Source organism: Streptomyces sp. P9-A2, from assembly GCF_036634175.1.
Lineage (GTDB): Bacteria > Actinomycetota > Actinomycetes > Streptomycetales > Streptomycetaceae > Streptomyces > Streptomyces pratens.
In genome coordinates this window covers 6,922,377-6,937,439 of sequence record NZ_JAZIFX010000001.1, presented here as the reverse complement: position 1 = coordinate 6,937,439, position 15,063 = coordinate 6,922,377, and the positions used below count along the sequence as shown (strand labels likewise).

Sequence of the window (15,063 nt, the reverse complement as noted above, 5' to 3'; positions counted from 1 at the left end):
GGTTAACTGCCGAGTTTTCGCCAGGACTTCGGCCGGGGGATTTTGTGCTGGTCGAGGTAGTTTTGGAAGGCGGTCGGCTGGCGGGACGGGGGCGCTTGCGTGGTCGGTGGCAGTCTGCTGAGGCGCTCGATGTTGACGGCGATGGCAGTCAGGACGTGCTGGACGTGGGCTTTCTCTTGGCCGCGGTAGCGGCAGCGGCGCATGCCGTGACCGTGGGCGAACTCGTTGACCGTGCCCTCTACTCCGGAGCGGACCGCGTAGCGGGTCTTCCATTCAGGCGTCTGCTGCTCGTCCCGGACGCGGACTTGGAGGTCACGGAGCTTGCGCGGCGGAAAGCCGACGTTCCGTGAGCCGTCGCGCGAGCTGGTGCACCGGGCGCGGACGGGGCAAGGGTGGCACTGGCTCTTGGCGAACTTCGCCACGATCAGCGGGGCCGCGGTGGGTGAGGAGGTCGGGTAGGGGCCGTGCCAGCCCTGGCTGACCTGGCCCTGGGGGCAGGTGACTTGCCGGCGGTCGTAGTCGATGTGGAAGTCGTCCCGGCCGAAGCCCTCGCCTCGGCGGTGCTGGCGGGTGGGGTTGCCGGGCAGCGGTCCGGTGACGGTGACCTGATGTTGTCGGGTGGCCTGGTCCAGGTGGACCAGGGAGGTGTAGCCGCTGTCGACCAAGTGCTCGGCGGGCAGCAGGCCGCGGCGGTGCAGGCGGGTGTGGATGCCGGGCAAGACTTTACTGTCGTGCGTGGTGGCCGCAGTGGTGGCCACGTCCGTGATCACGTTGGGGCCGTCGGGGGCGCAGGTCTCGGTCAGGTGAGCGGAGAACCCCTTCCAGCTGATGATGTGTCCGTGGCGTGCGTAGCGGGCCGAGGTGTCGTAGGGAGAGACGATCGCCTGGGATGAGGGCGGCAGTCCGGGCCCGCCTTCCGTCTCGGCGGTGCGCCAGCGCAGGCGGCCTGCGGTGTCGCGGTGGTAGTTCTGCACCATGATCTGGCGCAGGGCCTGGACACGGGGGCCGGATGTGCGGTCTGAACCGTGCTGGTAGAGGTGTTCCAGGAGCCGGACGGCGTCGTTTCCGGTGGCGAGGATCCTGGTCTGGGGCTTGGTGGGGTTCTTGCCCAGGCGGACCGGTCGGCCGTAGCGGCGTGCCCAGTCCTCGTCGACCAGTTCGTCCAGCAGGTGAGGAGAGGTGCCGGCGACTTCTTCCAGTGCGGCGCGTACCGCCTCGGTGATCAGTTCCAGGCGGGTCAGGTCGCGCACCGCGGCCAGGACGTGGGTGGAGTCGGTGCGCTGTGTGGTGCGCTCGCGCACCAGGCCGGACTCCTTGAGACGGGCAAGTACGAGGTCGAGGAGGTGGTCAGCTCGGTCGCCTTCGGTGAGGCGGTCGCGGAAGTCGGCCAGCACGCTGTGGTGGAAGCCGGAGTCGTCCAGCTCCATGGCCATCGCGTACTTGAAGTCGATGCGGCAGCGCACCGCCTCGGCAGCCTGCCGGTCCGACAGGCCGAGCAGGAACTGCAGCACGCAGACAGTGGCCAGTTGAGCGGGCGAGAGGCCCGGACGCCCGTCACGCGGGTACCAGTCGGCGAAGTCCTCGTCGCGCCACAGCCCGTCGAGGCGGTCCCGCACCCATATTGCCGTCGTGCCGTCCGGGTTGCTCGCCCGCGCGATCTGCACGGTCAGAGGCGGGACTTGCTCACCGGAACGGGGACGGAGGGACAACGGGCACCTCGACAGCTGCATCGGTAACCGGAACTACCCGAGCATGCCCGTTGACCACGCTGCCGCACCGCGAAACTCCAAGATCCCCGACAGAGTCAAGCTTGGAAATGATCTCCGAGGGCGCGGACTGAACGCTGCCGTCACCCCGGTGGCCGATGACGCGTTCACCGGCGTCGAGGGCGTGCTGGGTGTGACTGCGGCGTGCCGGCTGACCGGCCGCTCGCGGGCCACCCACTACCGCCGGCTGCGTCCGGCGCCACCACGCCGACCCCGCAAGCCGCAGGTCCAGCCCTCGGCCCTGACGGCCGAAGAACGGTCTGCGGTAATGGAGTTGATGAACAGCGACGAGTACGCCGAACTGGCGCCCGCGCAGATCTGGGCCCGCGAGCTGGATGCCGGGCGCTACCACTGCTCGGTCTCCACGATGTACCGGATCCTGCGCGAGAAGAGCCAGTCCGGCGAGCGCCGAAGACAGGCCACCCACCCCGCCCAGGCGGTGCCCGAACTGGTGGCCACCGCCCCGTCGCAGGTGTTCACCTGGGACATCACCAAGGCGGCCGGACCGGCAAAGGGCATCTGGTATCACGCCTACGTCATCATCGACATCTTCAGCCGCTACATCGTCGGCCACACCGTCGAGGCCGCTGAATCGGCCGAACGGGCCGAGGAGTTGATCCGCGAGACCATCGTCCGCAACGGGATCGTGCCCGAGACCGTGCACGCCGACCGCGGCACCTCGATGACGAGCAAGAAGGTCTCCCAGCTGCTGATCGACCTCGGGGTGACAAGGTCGCACTCGCGGCCGAAGGTCTCCAACGACAACCCCTACAGCGAGGCCCAGTTCAAGACCACGAAGTACATGTCGGACTATCCCGAACGGTTCGACTCGCTGGCCCACGCCCGCGAATGGTTCGACGCCTTCATCGCGTACTACAACCACGAGCACCGGCACTCGGGCATCGGCTGGCACACACCCGCCTCCGTCCACTTCGGGACCGCCGAGGAGGTCCGCGACCAGCGCGCGGTCACCCTCGCCGAGGCATACGCCCGCCACCCCGAACGCTTCGGCCGCCGCCCCCGACCACCCGAGATACCCCAGACCGCCTGGATCAACGACCCGTCCAAGCGCCGCGAACCCGCACCACAAACCTCATAGCATCACGACCGTCTCACTGGACTTGAAATCTTCCGCCCGGCCGGCGAACTCCCAGCGCGACACCGTGTGCATGTCCGGCCACCTCGTCGAGGCCGCCCGATGGGCGGCCGCAACCGTCGAGACGGCATCCGACAGAGGCGAGCCCGCCGCATCCGGCATTACCGGATCGTCGGCCACGGCCACCAGGACCACCGTGAAGTGCCGACGCACCTCCTCCGCCCGCAGCCGGAAACGGCGCAGCCAGCCGCAGACCGTCCCGTCCACCCGGCCCAGAGGGGCGGCGATCGCGCGGTGGCCCATGCCCAGGGCCGCTATCTCCAGCCCGGCGCCGATCACCTCGGTCGCGTCCATCCGCTGCGGCACCACCAGCTCCGCCAGCAGCACATGCGTGACCCTGCAGCCCGAGCAGCGCGTCCGGCGAGGCCGCAGAAACAGCCGAGCACCGAGATCACCGCGTACTTCCCGCGGCCGCCCATGACCCCACGGCGTCAGACCGGCCCCGCACGACGGGCAGGCCAACCCGCCCCGACGCAGCTGCTGTTCAACCCGAACGACATCGGTATCGCCAATGAGCACGTACGCCCTCTCCGCCCGTGCACACGGTGTCGTCGCACACCAACAGAGATCACACTCCCCAACAAGATCAACACTCATGCACACCGCGAGTGTCGCCAACCCCCGTCCTCGTGCTCGCGCAAAGAGTCGCCCACCACTGGGCGTACGGAAGATCGAGGATAAGCTCTCAATGCGCATGAGCCCCTGTGTCATCCCCACACTCCAAGGGGCCTTCACCCCAGCGGAGTTGACCAGCCGACACACTGCCCCAGGACGATCTTGGCGCCAGCGTGGCGACCACGAGAGGACCCGATGCACGTCAACGAACAGGCCCAGACCCCCGACGGCAAGAAGCCTGCTCGCGCTGCCGCCAGAACCTCTGCGCCGGGTGGCGGCATTCCTGCCGGTCCCCTGGCTCTCCAGAGCTCCGCGGGCAATGCGGCCGTTGTTCAGATGCTCCGCCAGGCCGGCCACGCCTGGGCTCAGCCGGAGCAGCACCAGCATGGTGCTGGCTGCGGTCATCAGCAAGCCGAGCAGCGCTCCGCAGTCCACGATGTGCTTCGCGCCCCCGGGCGCCCTTTGGACGACGCTACCCGCACCGACATGGAATCCCGGTTCGATGCGGACTTCTCCGACGTCCGTATCCACAACGACAGTGCCGCCAAAGCCTCTGCCGCCGAAGTCGGGGCCCGCGCCTACACCTCGGGCAGCCATGTCGTCATCGGCGACGGCGAAGGCGACAAGCACACCCTCGCCCACGAGCTGACCCACGTGATCCAGCAGCGTCAGGGGCCGGTCGCGGGCACGGACAACGGCTCGGGCCTACGCGTGAGCGACCCGTCCGACCGCTTCGAGCGGGAAGCCGAAGCCAACGCGCACCGTGTCATGTCGGGCCGGCCCGAGGCCACGCTCGGCGTGCAGCGTCGCGGGGCGACTTCTCCCATGCCGCCGAATACGCCTTTCCTGCAGCGCATCGAATATCCTGATGATCCCAGCAAAATGGATGATCCCAGCAAAATGCTGGGTCAGGGGTATTGGGAGGAGCAAGCCGGAGGAAAGCTCGCGGTGAAGAACGCCCAGAAGACGCTGAAGAAGACGCTACCGAAGGGGACGGCACGAAGGCTGGACCACATAGTCGGCGGTGTCGCCAATGGACTTCTGGAGCAATTGAAAAGCGAATCCGGTTCCAGGGTACTGAAACTCTACCGAGCGATGGACGACAAAGAGGCGGATGCGGTTCTGGCATGGGCCGGGAAGACCGGGGGCGTCGACAGCCGCGCTGCCAGTGAAGCCTGGATCAGAGAGAATCCCAAGGGAGACGCCAAGGGGTGGCGTGCGGCAGAAGGGACGGGGATCATTCCGACCGGAAGTCACCTGGGTGACCTGAGACAAGCTCATGAGTACATAAAGGCCGGCCGGATGCTTGAGTTCGAACTCAAGCCCGGAGCTCATAAGTTTCTTTTCTCCCCGGAATACGCTGCGCTGGCACCCCAGGGAGACGCAACGACCGCCATGCACAAGGCTTATTCACCGAATAAGACTGATACCCTCCATTCGACTGGCAGCGGCAATGAAGGGAACCTCGGCGGCTACATAGGAATAAAAGCAGAGCAGCACGGTTATTTCAGCGTCAATCCGGGTAAAGCGACGGAGCAGAAGGACGGAAGCTGGGCCGGGGGCCCAGGTCACCTTCTCTTCCAGATGTTCCTGAAGGACGTGAAGGATGTGACGGCCACCTACAAGGCGGACTTGCTGCCGCACGCGCCGAAAACGCGAGCGTAAGAGGATGTCTCATGTAGCGATTTTGGTGAGTTTCTTGTAGTGGGCCAGGGCGGCTGCAAGGCCGAGGAAGTGGGAGGGGTGCAGCTCCTTTGGAGGGGCTGCCTCACCAGCGCAGACCTGCGGATCGCAAGTGGTACGTGATCCTTCCGCTCGTTCTGCACCCTCCGGTGGCGACCACCCAGCCGATCTTGGATACGGCGGGTGGAGCCACCTGCGGCATTCGACCGGCGAGCAGCCGTACCTCTCCCGATCGTTTCGCCAAAGCCCCAGCTCGGCCAGGGTCCGCTGCATGATCGCGCTCCGTCCGGAACGTCGGGTTGGTCCGGTGGTGGGGTGGACGTCCCGGTTCGGGCAGGGGTGAACGCAGCGCAGGCACGGTCTCGGTGATCATGTGAGTGTCGAAGTCCCATGAACACTTGGTGAGTCCGTGCCTGCCCCTGCATCTTCCCTCATGCCCACCGCACTGGACCAACTGGCCCGGACCCCCACCTCGGCTCCGCTGGCGGACGCGCGGAACAAGTTCACGACCCCTCAGTGGACCGCCCGCATGCCCTGACCCGTCGGGTGACCCGGCCGGCGGCCCGCCCCACTCCCACCCGTCGGCCGGCGCCGTGACGCCACCACGACGCCTCAAATCACCTGAACCCAGGGGAAGTACGACAAAGCACCACCCCCTCGTGACACTCCCCTGTCACCCCGCGCCTACGGAGCGAGTTCGCACTTCCGCCCCACCGGGAAGCGTGTGAGACTGGCGTCCCGTCCGCAGTGCGGGCACCCTTCCGCACCGACCCCCACGAGAAGTGCGCCGTGCGTTCCTTTCCTCTGCCGATAGCCCTGACCGCGCGTCTGTCGCCGGTGGTCGTCCTCGCCGCGGCGGGCTGGGCGCTGTCGTCCGGGTCCTCCTCCGAGCCGCAGGCCGCCGAGAAGAAGCCGCCGGAGACGACGGCGTCGCAGTCCGCCTCCGCCCCGTCGACGACGGCCGCGCCGAAGACGTACACCGCCGCTCCCGTACCCTGCGGCAGCGTCGCCGAGAAGACCGTCAAGTCCCTTGTGCCGGGGGCGAAGGCGGCCGGCAAGGAGATCAAGTCCACCGACTCCGAGCTGCGCCGGACCTGTTCGTGGAACGCGCTCGACGGCTACGAGTACCGCTGGCTCGACGTGTCCTTCGAGGTCCTGCAGTCGGACGACGCGGCCGAGAAGTCGTACCAGGGGCGGCTGAAGGACAGGAGCGGCGGGGGCCCGGTCCCCGGGCTCGGTGACGCCGCGTACTCGGTCGTGGACCTCAGCACCGAGGACAAGCAGCAGACCCGGGAGGGCGTGGTGGTGGTCCGCGCCTCCAACGCGCTGGTGGTCGTGACGTACAACGGCAGCGACTTCGAGTCGAAGAAGGCCCCCTCCACGGACGAGATCAACAAGGGCGCCATCAAGGCCGCCAAGGAAGCGGTGGCGGCCCTGCTGGCGGGCAAGGGCTGAGTCCGGCGGGGACGACGGACCGGGGCAGGGGGTGCATCTCGGCGGCCGGGCCACCGGCCTCCGGGGCGCGGGGGTCAGCCGTTGAGCGCCGGGATCACGTGCGTCCCGTACACGTCGATCACGGTCTCCGGGGCGTCGTGCATGTCGTAGACGGCGAACTGGTCGACGCCCAGCGCGCGGAGCGCCTTCAGTTTCCCGACGTGCTGTTCCGCCGTGCCGATCAGGCAGAACCGGTCGACGATCCGGTCGGGCACGAACGCGGTGTCGGGGTTGCCGCTGCGGCCGTGGTGGGCGTAGTCGTAGTCCTGGCGGGAGGCGATGTAGTCGGTCAGTTCGTGCGGTACGACGCTGCTGTCGGCGCCGTACCGGGCCACCAGGTCGGCGACGTGGTTGCCGACCATCCCGCCGAACCAGCGGCACTGCTCACGCGCGTGGGCGAGTGCCTGCGGTGAGTCGTCCTCGGTGACGTAGGCCGGGGCGGCGACGCAGACGGTCACCTCGGCCGGGTCGCGCCCGACGGCGACGGCGGCGTCCTTGACGGCCTTGACCATGGTCTCGGTGAGGTAGAGGTCGGCGAGCTGGAGGATGAAGCCGTCGGCCTCCTCCCCGGCCATCCGCAGCGCCTTCGGCCCGTACGCGGCCATCCACACGGGGAGCCGGGGGTCCTTCCCGATCCAGGGGAAGCGGACGACGGTGCCGCCGCCGAGATCGGCCTCCCCGCCCTCGGCGAGGGTGCGGATGACCTTCATGGCCTGGCTCATGCGGGCCAGGGTGTTGGGTGCGCGGCCGGCGACCCGCATCGCGGAGTCGCCCCGGCCGATGCCGCAGACGGTGCGGTTGCCGAACATGTCGTTGAGGGTGGCGAAGGTGGAGGCGGTGACCTCCCAGGTGCGGGTACCCGGGTTGGTGACCATCGGGCCGACGGTCAGCGTCGTCGTGTGGGACAGGATCTGGCTGTGGATGACGAACGGTTCCTGCCAGAGCACGGCGGAGTCGAAGGTCCAGCCGTGGGTGAAGCCGGCCCGTTCGGCGCGCTTCATCAGGTCGACGACCCGCGAGGCCGGCGGATCGGTCTGCAGTACGAGTCCGAAGTCCATGCGCACCGCTCCTAAATGAGGTACTGACAGGTGGACCGCGGGGTGTAGACGCCGTGTCCCGCGCGTCCGGTGTACTCCCGCTCGGTGATGACGGGTTCGCCGCGCGAGAGGACGGTCTCGACGCGGCCGGTGACACGCTTGCCCTCGTAGGCCGAGTAGTCGACGTTCATGTGGTGGGTCTCGGCGGAGACGACCTGCTCGGCGTGCGGGTCGTAGATCACGACGTCGGCGTCGGCGCCCGGCGCGAGGGTGCCCTTCTTCGGGTACAGGCCGAACATGCGGGCCGGGGTGGCGCAGGCGATCTCGATCCAGCGACGGCGTGAGATGTGCCCTTCGACGACAGCCTGGTGCAGCAGGTCCATGCGGTTCTCGATGCCCGGCAGACCGTTGGGGATCTTCGAGAAGTCGCCGCGGCCGAGGTCCTTCTGGCCGGTGAAGCAGAACGGGCAGTGGTCGGTGGAGACCACCTGGAGGTCGTTGGTGCGCAGCCCCCGCCACAGCGCGGCCTGGTGCTCCTTCGGCCTCAGGGGCGTGCTGCACACGTACTTGGCTCCCTCGAAGTCCGGTTCGGCGAGGTTGTCGGCGGACAGGAACAGGTACTGCGGGCAGGTCTCGCCGAAGACGTTCAGCCCCTCGTCGCGGGCCCGTGCCAGTTCGGCCACCGCCTCCGTCGCGGAGACGTGCACGACGTACAGCGGGGCGCCGGCGACCTGGGCGAGGCGGATGGCGCGATGGGTGGCCTCGGCCTCCAGCAGGGCCTTGCGGACCTCGCCGTGGTAGCGGGGGTCGGTCTCGCCGCGGGCCAGGGCCTGTTCGACGAGCACGTCGATCGCGATGCCGTTCTCGGCGTGCATCATGATCAGGCCGCCGTTCTCGGCGGCCCGCTGCATGGCGCGCAGGATCTGTCCGTCGTCGGAGTAAAAAATACCTGGATATGCCATAAATTGCTTGAACGAGGTAATCCCTTCTTCTACCAGAAGATCCATTTCCTTCAGGGTCTTCGCGTTCACGTCGGAGACGATCATGTGGAAGCCGTAGTCGATGGCGCAGTTGCCCTCGGCCTTGGCGTGCCAGGTGTCCAGTCCCTCGCGCAGGGAGTGGCCGACGCGCTGCACGGCGAAGTCGACGACGGTCGTCGTACCGCCCCAGGCGGCGGCCCGGGTGCCGGTCTCGAAGGTGTCGGAGGCGAAGGTGCCGCCGAACGGCAGCTCCATGTGGGTGTGGGCGTCGACGCCGCCCGGCAGGACGTACTTGCCGGTGGCGTCGATGGTCCGGTCGGCGGTGAACGTCTCGGCGGCCGGGGTGCCCGAGGCCGCGAGGGCGGCGATCCTGCCACCCTCGATCAGGACGTCGGCGTGGAGTTCGTCGGAGGCGGTGATGACGAGGCCACCCCGGATGACGGTACGGCTCATGCGTGCACGCTCCGCTGGGTCGTGGTCGAAAAGTGCGGGTCGTCGGTGGCCGGCCGCGCCCGCGCGGCGGTGGCCGCACAGCGATCCCGGCCCGGCGCCCCATGGGTGCTTCGCCCCGTACGTTCGCCCCGTACAGGGGGCGCGGGAGACCGGGGGTGGACGTCGGGCCGCTACTGGTGGAGGCTCCGCAGGGCGTGTTCGAGGATGGTGGCGCCCTCCTCGGCCTCCGTGACGGTGAGGGACAGGGGTGGGGCGATGCGCAGGGCGCTGGTGTTGTGGCCGCCGCCCTTGCCGATGAGCAGTCCGCCCCGGCGGGCCGCCTCCATTACGGCGGAGGCGGCCTGCGGATCGGCTTCGTCGGTGCCCGGTTTCGTCAGCTCGACGCCGATCATCAGTCCGCGCCCGCGGACCTCCCGTACGGCGGGCACCTGGGCGGCGACGGCCCGCAGGCGTTCGATGAGCAGGCCGCCGACCCGCCGGGCGTTGCCCTGGAGGTCGTGTTCAAGGAGGTGAGTGAGGTTGGCCAGACCGGCGGCCATGGTGACCTGGGTGCCGCCGAACGTCGAAATGCTGTGGGAGTCCAGGCAGTTCATGATCTCGGCGCGGGCGACGACGCCGCCGATGGACATGCCGTTGCCGATGCCCTTGGCAAAGGTCACGATGTCGGGCGGTCCGTTTCGGGCGTGCGCCTGCCAGCCCCAGAAGTGGTCGCCGGTGCGGCCCCAGCCGGTCTGCACCTCGTCGGAGATCCACAACACGCCGTGTTCGTTTAGGACTTCACGGAACGCCGCGTACAGTCCGTCGGGCGGTGAGGTGAAGCCGCCGACGCCCTGGACCGGTTCGGCGATCAGGGCCGCGGGCGGCCTCGTGTGGCCGAGCAGGTCCTCGAGGTCGTCGACGCAGGCCGCGATGAACTCCTCGTCGCCGAGGGAGGCGTACGGGCCGCGGGTGCGCACGCCGCCGTGCACGTACAGGGTCTGCAGCGGGGACAGCGAGGTCGGGGACCAGCCGCGGTTGCCGGTGAGGCCGACGGCGCTGAAGGAGCGTCCGTGGTAGCTGTTGCGCATCGCCAGGACCGTGTTGCTGCGCCGGTAGGTGGTGGCGAGCAGCAGGGCGGTGTCGTTGGCCTCGGTGCCGGACGTGGTGAAGAAGACCCGGGCGTTCGGGATTCCGCTCAACTGGGCGATGCGAGTGGCGAGTTCCACCATCTGCCGGTTGAGGTAGAGGGTGGAGGAGTGGATGATCCGCCCGGCCTGCTCGGCGACCGCCTTGGTCACCTCGGGCAGGGCGTGGGCGGTCATGGTGGTGAGGATGCCGCCGAAGAAGTCGAGGTACCGGTTGCCCTCGGAGTCCCAGACGTGGCGGCCCTCGCCGTGGGTGATCTCGAGGGGTTCCTCGTAGTAGAGGCTGAGCCAGTCGGGCAGCACGGAGCGGTGGCGGCCCAGGAGGTCGTCGGTCACGGCCGCACCAGCCCTTCGTAGGCGTCGGGGCGGCGGTCGCGGTAGAACGCCCACTGCTGCCGCACTTCCTCGATGAGGCCGAGGTCGAGGTCCCGGACCACGAGTTCCTCCTTGCTGTCGCTGGCGACGTCGCCGACGAACTGTCCGCGGGGGTCGACGAAGTACGAGGTGCCGTAGAAGTCGTTGTCCCCGTACTCCTCCTGGCCCACACGGTTGATCGCGGCGACGAAGTACTCGTTCGCGACGGCCGCCGCCGGTTGCTCCAGCTGCCACAGGTGGGAGGAGAGGCCGCGGTGCGTGGCGGACGGGTTGTAGACCAACTGGGCTCCGTTGAGTCCGAGTTGGCGCCATCCCTCCGGGAAGTGGCGGTCGTAGCAGATGTAGACGCCGACCTTGCCGACCGCGGTGTCGAAGACGGGCCAGCCGAGGTTGCCGGGCTTGAAGTAGAACTTCTCCCAGAAACCCTTGACCTGCGGGATGTGGTGCTTGCGGTACTTGCCGAGGACCGTGCCGTCGGCGTCGATCACGGCCGCGGTGTTGTAGTAGAACCCCGACTGCTCGACCTCGAACACCGGCACGACGATCACCATGCCGGTCTCCCGGGCCAGTTCCCGCATCCGGGTGACGGTCGGCCCGTCGGGCACGGGCTCGGCCCAGCGGTAGTGCTCGGCGTCCTGGACCTGGCAGAAGTAGGGGGAGTTGAAGACCTCCTGGAACCCGATGATCTTCGCGCCCCGCCGGGCCGCCTCGCGCGCGTGCTCCTCGTGTTTCGCCAGCATGGACTCGGTGTCGCCGGTCCAGGTGGCCTGGACCAGGGCGGCACGTACGACGTTGGCCATGAGCTGCTCCTTCGACGCGACGTCAGCGCCTCTACGCCCGTAGAACCCGTAGAAACGGTCGTAGAGGGACGAACCTAAGCCTCTCGGACGGCCTTGCCAAGACCATCCGCGTCAAGCCGCGGAGTCGATCATGTTTCGCACTCCGGTGGGTGAGCTCCCGCCGTGAACCGGTCGCACGACGCACGGACGGCCCGCAGACAGGACTCCGGCCCGCCCCCGGAGCGGGGTCCGGCTCCCGGGTCCGGCCCCGGACCAGACTTCAGGCTCAGGCAGCGGCCGACGGCACCACGGGTGGCGCGACGGGCGGCACGACCGGCGTACAGCGGCCCACCTCACGGATCGAGCCCATACTCGTGGGCGGCGGCACGGACGGCTTCCACACCGCCTCCGACGGCTGGACCCTGCGCACCGACGACGGCTCCCGGCCGCCCACACCGCGGCCGTCACCACCGCGGGCCCGCGCAATCCTCACCGCCCGCTGAACGCGCCCCGGCGCGCGTACCGCCGACCGGTGGCCGTGGCCGCCGACCGGTGACCGGACACAACCCCGCCGGGGCATCCCACGGCCACCGGCGAACGGCCGGGAGCCTCCTTCCGCCCGGCCTTCCGGCGAGGCCACCACCCTGCCGAGCCCTCTCGAGCCCCTCAAGCCCCCTCAAGCCCTCCTCAGTCCCCGGAACGCGCCCCGCGCGGTGGCGCGGTTCCGGGGTGCCGACCCGGAACGATCGTGCGAGGGTGTTCTCGATCGCGCCGCAGACGGCGCCTCGCACCGCGAGGGCACGCATGTGTGTAACCGGGAGAGGGCCGGGCACCCGCGTCCGGACCGTACGTCGAGCAGTGAGTGCGCCCCGGGACTCCTTCGGGTTCCCGGTTCCGCCCGGCCCAGGGGGATCCCGCGGGGGCGCCGGAACGGATGTCCATGAGCAGCGGCTTCACGGGTCCGGAGGGCTACGGCTCGGACCCCTTCGAAGAATTTTTCGCACGTTTCTTCGGCGGGCCGCGCCCCCGGCAGGTCGACATCGGCCGGTTGCTGAGCCAACCGGCCAGAGAGCTGGTGCGCGGTGCCGCGCAGTACGCCGCCGAGCACGGCAGCCGGGATCTGGACACCCAGCACCTGTTGCGTGCCGCACTGGCCACCGAGCCGACCCGTGGCCTGCTCAGCCGGGCGGGCGCGGATCCCGACTCGCTGGCCTCGGAGATCGACGAACGCTCCGGGCCCGTCCAGTACGGGCCGGACGACGCCCCGCCGCCGACGGCGCTCTCCCTCACCCCCGCCGTGAAGCGGGCTCTGCTGGACGCGCACGAGATGGCCCGGTCGACCGGGGCCGGATACATCGGCCCGGAGCATGTGCTCAGTGCCCTGGCCGCCAACCCCGACTCGGCAGCCGGGCACATCCTGGACGCGGCCCGGTTCGCCTCCGCCGGGATGCCGCCCGACGCACCGGACCCCGCGCAGCCCCGCACCGAGCGTCCCCGCACCGCGACGGGCACACCGACGCTGGACAAGTACGGCCGCGACCTCACCGAGCTGGCCCGCGAGGGCCGCGTCGACCCGGTGATCGGGCGGGAGGAGGAGATCGAGCAGACCATCGAGGTGCTCTCGCGGCGCGGCAAGAACAACCCGGTGCTGATCGGTGACGCGGGCGTCGGCAAGACCGCCGTGGTGGAGGGGCTGGCGCAGCAGATCGTCGACGGGGACGTGCCCGACGTGCTGATGGCCCGGCGGGTGGTCGCGCTGGACCTGACGGCCGTGGTCGCCGGGACCCGCTACCGGGGCGACTTCGAGGAGCGGATGACCGCCATCGTCGACGAGATCCGCGCCCACTCGGACCGGCTGATCGTCTTCATCGACGAGCTGCACACCGTCGTGGGCGCCGGGGGCGGCGGCGAGGGCGGCTCGATGGACGCCGGCAACATCCTCAAGCCGGCGCTGGCCCGCGGCGAGCTGCACATCGTGGGCGCGACCACGCTGGAGGAGTACCGCCGGATCGAGAAGGACGCGGCGCTGGCCCGCCGCTTCCAGCCGATCATGGTGCCGGAGCCCACGCCGTCCGACGCGATCGAGATCCTGCGCGGTCTGCGGGACCGGTACGAGGCCCACCACCAGGTCCGCTACACCGACGAGGCGCTGGTGGCGGCCGTGGAGCTGTCCGACCGCTATCTCAGCGACCGCCGTCTGCCGGACAAGGCGATCGACCTGATCGACCAGGCGGGCGCCCGGGTGCGGCTGCGGTCCCGGACCAAGGGCACCGACGTACGCGCCCTGGAGCAGGAGCTGGAGCAGCTGACCTGCGACAAGGACCAGGCGGTCGCCGACGAGAGGTACGAGCAGGCGACCCAGTTGCGGGACCGCGTCGGCGAGCTGAGGGAACGTATCGCCGAGGTGGGGGGCGAGGGCCGGGTCGACGAGGGCCAGAGTCTGGTGGTGGACACCGAGGCGATCGCGGAGGTGGTGTCCCGGCAGACCGGCATCCCGGTCAGCCGTCTCACCGAGGAGGAGAAGGACCGGCTGCTGGGGCTCGAGGAGCATCTGCACCAGCGGGTCGTCGGCCAGGACGAGGCGGTACGGGTGGTCTCGGACGCGGTGCTGCGCTCCCGGGCCGGGCTCGCCAGTCCCGACCGGCCGATCGGCAGTTTCATGTTCCTCGGGCCGACCGGCGTCGGCAAGACGGAGCTGGCGCGGGCACTGGCCGAGGCCCTGTTCGGCAGCGAGGAGCGCATGGTCCGCCTCGACATGAGCGAGTACCAGGAGCGGCACACCGTCAGCCGGCTGGTCGGCGCTCCGCCCGGGTACGTCGGCCACGAGGAGGCGGGGCAGCTGACCGAGGTGGTGCGCAGGCACCCGTACTCGCTGCTCCTGCTCGACGAGGTGGAGAAGGCGCATCCGGACGTCTTCAACATCCTGCTCCAGGTCCTCGACGACGGCCGGCTGACCGACTCCCAGGGCCGGACCGTGGACTTCAGCAACACCGTGATCGTGATGACGAGCAACCTCGGTTCGGAGGCCATCACCCGGCGCGGCGGGGCGCCGGGCTTCGCGACGGGTGGCGCGGAGGCGGACGAGGAGGCGCGGCGGGAGCGGATCCTGCGGCCGCTGCGGGAGCACTTCCGGCCCGAGTTCCTCAACCGGATCGACGAGGTGGTGGTGTTCCGTCAGCTGACCGCCGAGGAACTGCGGCGGATCACCGGTCTGCTGCTGGAGGCGACACGGCGCGGACTGCGGGGGCAGGGCGTCACGGTCGAGTTCACCGGGGCGGCCGTGGACTGGCTGGCGCGGCGCGGGCACGAGCCCGAGTACGGGGCGCGGCCGCTGCGCCGCACCATCCAGCGGGAGGTCGACAACCAGCTCTCCCGGCTGCTGCTGGACGGCGGTGTCCGCGGCGGCGACCGGGTGACGGTGGATGCGGCGGACGGGAACCTCACGTTCCGGACCGGGGCGGGGGCCGGCGCAGGGACCGGGACCGGCTCGACGGCCGGGACCGGAGCCGGCAGCGGTTCGACGGCCGGCCCCGACGACCCCGGCACCGGCCGCGAGGAGCCTCCGGCGCCCTGACGGCCTCACCCGCGACAGCGAGCGGGC

Annotated in this window: 10 protein-coding genes and 1 pseudogene; 5 read left to right on the top strand and 6 right to left on the bottom strand. The window is 69.7% G+C overall.

The genetic code is table 11. The annotated features are described in order from the left end of the window. Positions 1 to 2: 2 nt before the first annotated feature. Positions 3 to 1,664 carry an IS1182 family transposase gene (locus tag V4Y04_RS31395; protein WP_332431124.1) on the bottom strand — a complete coding sequence of 554 codons (1,662 nt, stop codon included), beginning with the start codon at positions 1,662 to 1,664 and terminating at the stop codon, positions 3 to 5. A 193-nt stretch (positions 1,665 to 1,857) separates the two neighbouring features. Here V4Y04_RS31395 and V4Y04_RS31390 point away from each other — a divergent pair, with 193 nt between their 5' ends. After that, the gene (locus tag V4Y04_RS31390) at positions 1,858 to 2,865 is read left to right on the top strand and encodes an IS3 family transposase (protein WP_332431744.1); all 1,008 of its coding nucleotides are present in this window, start codon (positions 1,858 to 1,860) and stop codon (positions 2,863 to 2,865) included. On the opposite strand, the gene V4Y04_RS31385 is transcribed toward V4Y04_RS31390, so the two are convergent. Next, complete coding sequence (locus V4Y04_RS31385) at positions 2,860 to 3,519, bottom strand: DUF6431 domain-containing protein (RefSeq protein ID WP_332433053.1); 660 nt, start codon at positions 3,517 to 3,519, stop codon at positions 2,860 to 2,862. The genes V4Y04_RS31390 and V4Y04_RS31385 overlap by 6 nt on opposite strands. A gap of 213 nt (positions 3,520 to 3,732) precedes the next feature. Here V4Y04_RS31385 and V4Y04_RS31380 point away from each other — a divergent pair, with 213 nt between their 5' ends. Together V4Y04_RS31380 and V4Y04_RS31375 are read left to right on the top strand one after the other, a co-directional pair. Beyond that, a complete protein-coding gene (locus V4Y04_RS31380; RefSeq protein ID WP_332431743.1) occupies positions 3,733 to 5,202 on the top strand; it encodes an eCIS core domain-containing protein in 1,470 nt (489 codons plus the stop codon). Positions 5,203 to 6,009: 807 nt separating this feature from the next. Then, complete coding sequence (locus tag V4Y04_RS31375) at positions 6,010 to 6,675, top strand: hypothetical protein (RefSeq protein ID WP_332431742.1); 666 nt, start codon at positions 6,010 to 6,012, stop codon at positions 6,673 to 6,675. A gap of 74 nt (positions 6,676 to 6,749) precedes the next feature. Here V4Y04_RS31375 and V4Y04_RS31370 read toward each other — a convergent pair whose 3' ends face one another. The 4 genes from V4Y04_RS31370 to V4Y04_RS31355 all read right to left on the bottom strand — a co-directional run bounded on the left by V4Y04_RS31370 (position 6,750) and on the right by V4Y04_RS31355 (position 11,483). Continuing rightward, the gene (locus tag V4Y04_RS31370) at positions 6,750 to 7,772 is read right to left on the bottom strand and encodes a TIGR03842 family LLM class F420-dependent oxidoreductase (RefSeq protein ID WP_332431741.1); all 1,023 of its coding nucleotides are present in this window, start codon (positions 7,770 to 7,772) and stop codon (positions 6,750 to 6,752) included. 11 nt (positions 7,773 to 7,783) lie between these two features. Continuing rightward, on the bottom strand, positions 7,784 to 9,184 hold the full coding sequence (hydA, locus tag V4Y04_RS31365) for a dihydropyrimidinase (RefSeq protein WP_332431740.1): 1,401 nt from the start codon (positions 9,182 to 9,184) through the stop codon (positions 7,784 to 7,786). A 170-nt stretch (positions 9,185 to 9,354) separates the two neighbouring features. Then, entirely contained in the window at positions 9,355 to 10,644 is a 1,290-nt protein-coding gene (locus tag V4Y04_RS31360) for an aspartate aminotransferase family protein (RefSeq protein WP_332431739.1), read from the bottom strand. Further along, positions 10,641 to 11,483, bottom strand: coding sequence for a nitrilase-related carbon-nitrogen hydrolase (locus V4Y04_RS31355; RefSeq protein WP_055598029.1), 843 nt, complete (start codon positions 11,481 to 11,483; stop codon positions 10,641 to 10,643). The genes V4Y04_RS31360 and V4Y04_RS31355 overlap by 4 nt, the downstream gene beginning before the upstream one ends. Before the next feature lie 338 nt (positions 11,484 to 11,821). On the opposite strand from V4Y04_RS31355, the pseudogene V4Y04_RS31350 reads away from it, so the two are divergent. Continuing rightward, positions 11,822 to 12,018: pseudogene (locus V4Y04_RS31350) on the top strand (hypothetical protein); the annotation flags it as partial. A 384-nt stretch (positions 12,019 to 12,402) separates the two neighbouring features. Beyond that, on the top strand, positions 12,403 to 15,036 hold the full coding sequence (locus V4Y04_RS31345) for an ATP-dependent Clp protease ATP-binding subunit (protein WP_332431738.1): 2,634 nt from the start codon (positions 12,403 to 12,405) through the stop codon (positions 15,034 to 15,036). Positions 15,037 to 15,063 lie beyond the last annotated feature (27 nt).

What these genes read in the sequence shown, in the direction of transcription:
- V4Y04_RS31370 (WP_332431741.1), bottom strand. Translation starts at nt 7,772, where the DNA reads ATGGACTTCGGACTCGTACTGCAGACCGATCCGCCGGCCTCGCGGGTC.
- hydA (WP_332431740.1), bottom strand. Translation starts at nt 9,184, where the DNA reads ATGAGCCGTACCGTCATCCGGGGTGGCCTCGTCATCACCGCCTCCGAC.
- V4Y04_RS31380 (WP_332431743.1), top strand. Translation starts at nt 3,733, where the DNA reads ATGCACGTCAACGAACAGGCCCAGACCCCCGACGGCAAGAAGCCTGCT.
- V4Y04_RS31385 (WP_332433053.1), bottom strand. Translation starts at nt 3,519, where the DNA reads ATGAGTGTTGATCTTGTTGGGGAGTGTGATCTCTGTTGGTGTGCGACG.
- V4Y04_RS31355 (WP_055598029.1), bottom strand. Translation starts at nt 11,483, where the DNA reads ATGGCCAACGTCGTACGTGCCGCCCTGGTCCAGGCCACCTGGACCGGC.
- V4Y04_RS31345 (WP_332431738.1), top strand. Translation starts at nt 12,403, where the DNA reads ATGAGCAGCGGCTTCACGGGTCCGGAGGGCTACGGCTCGGACCCCTTC.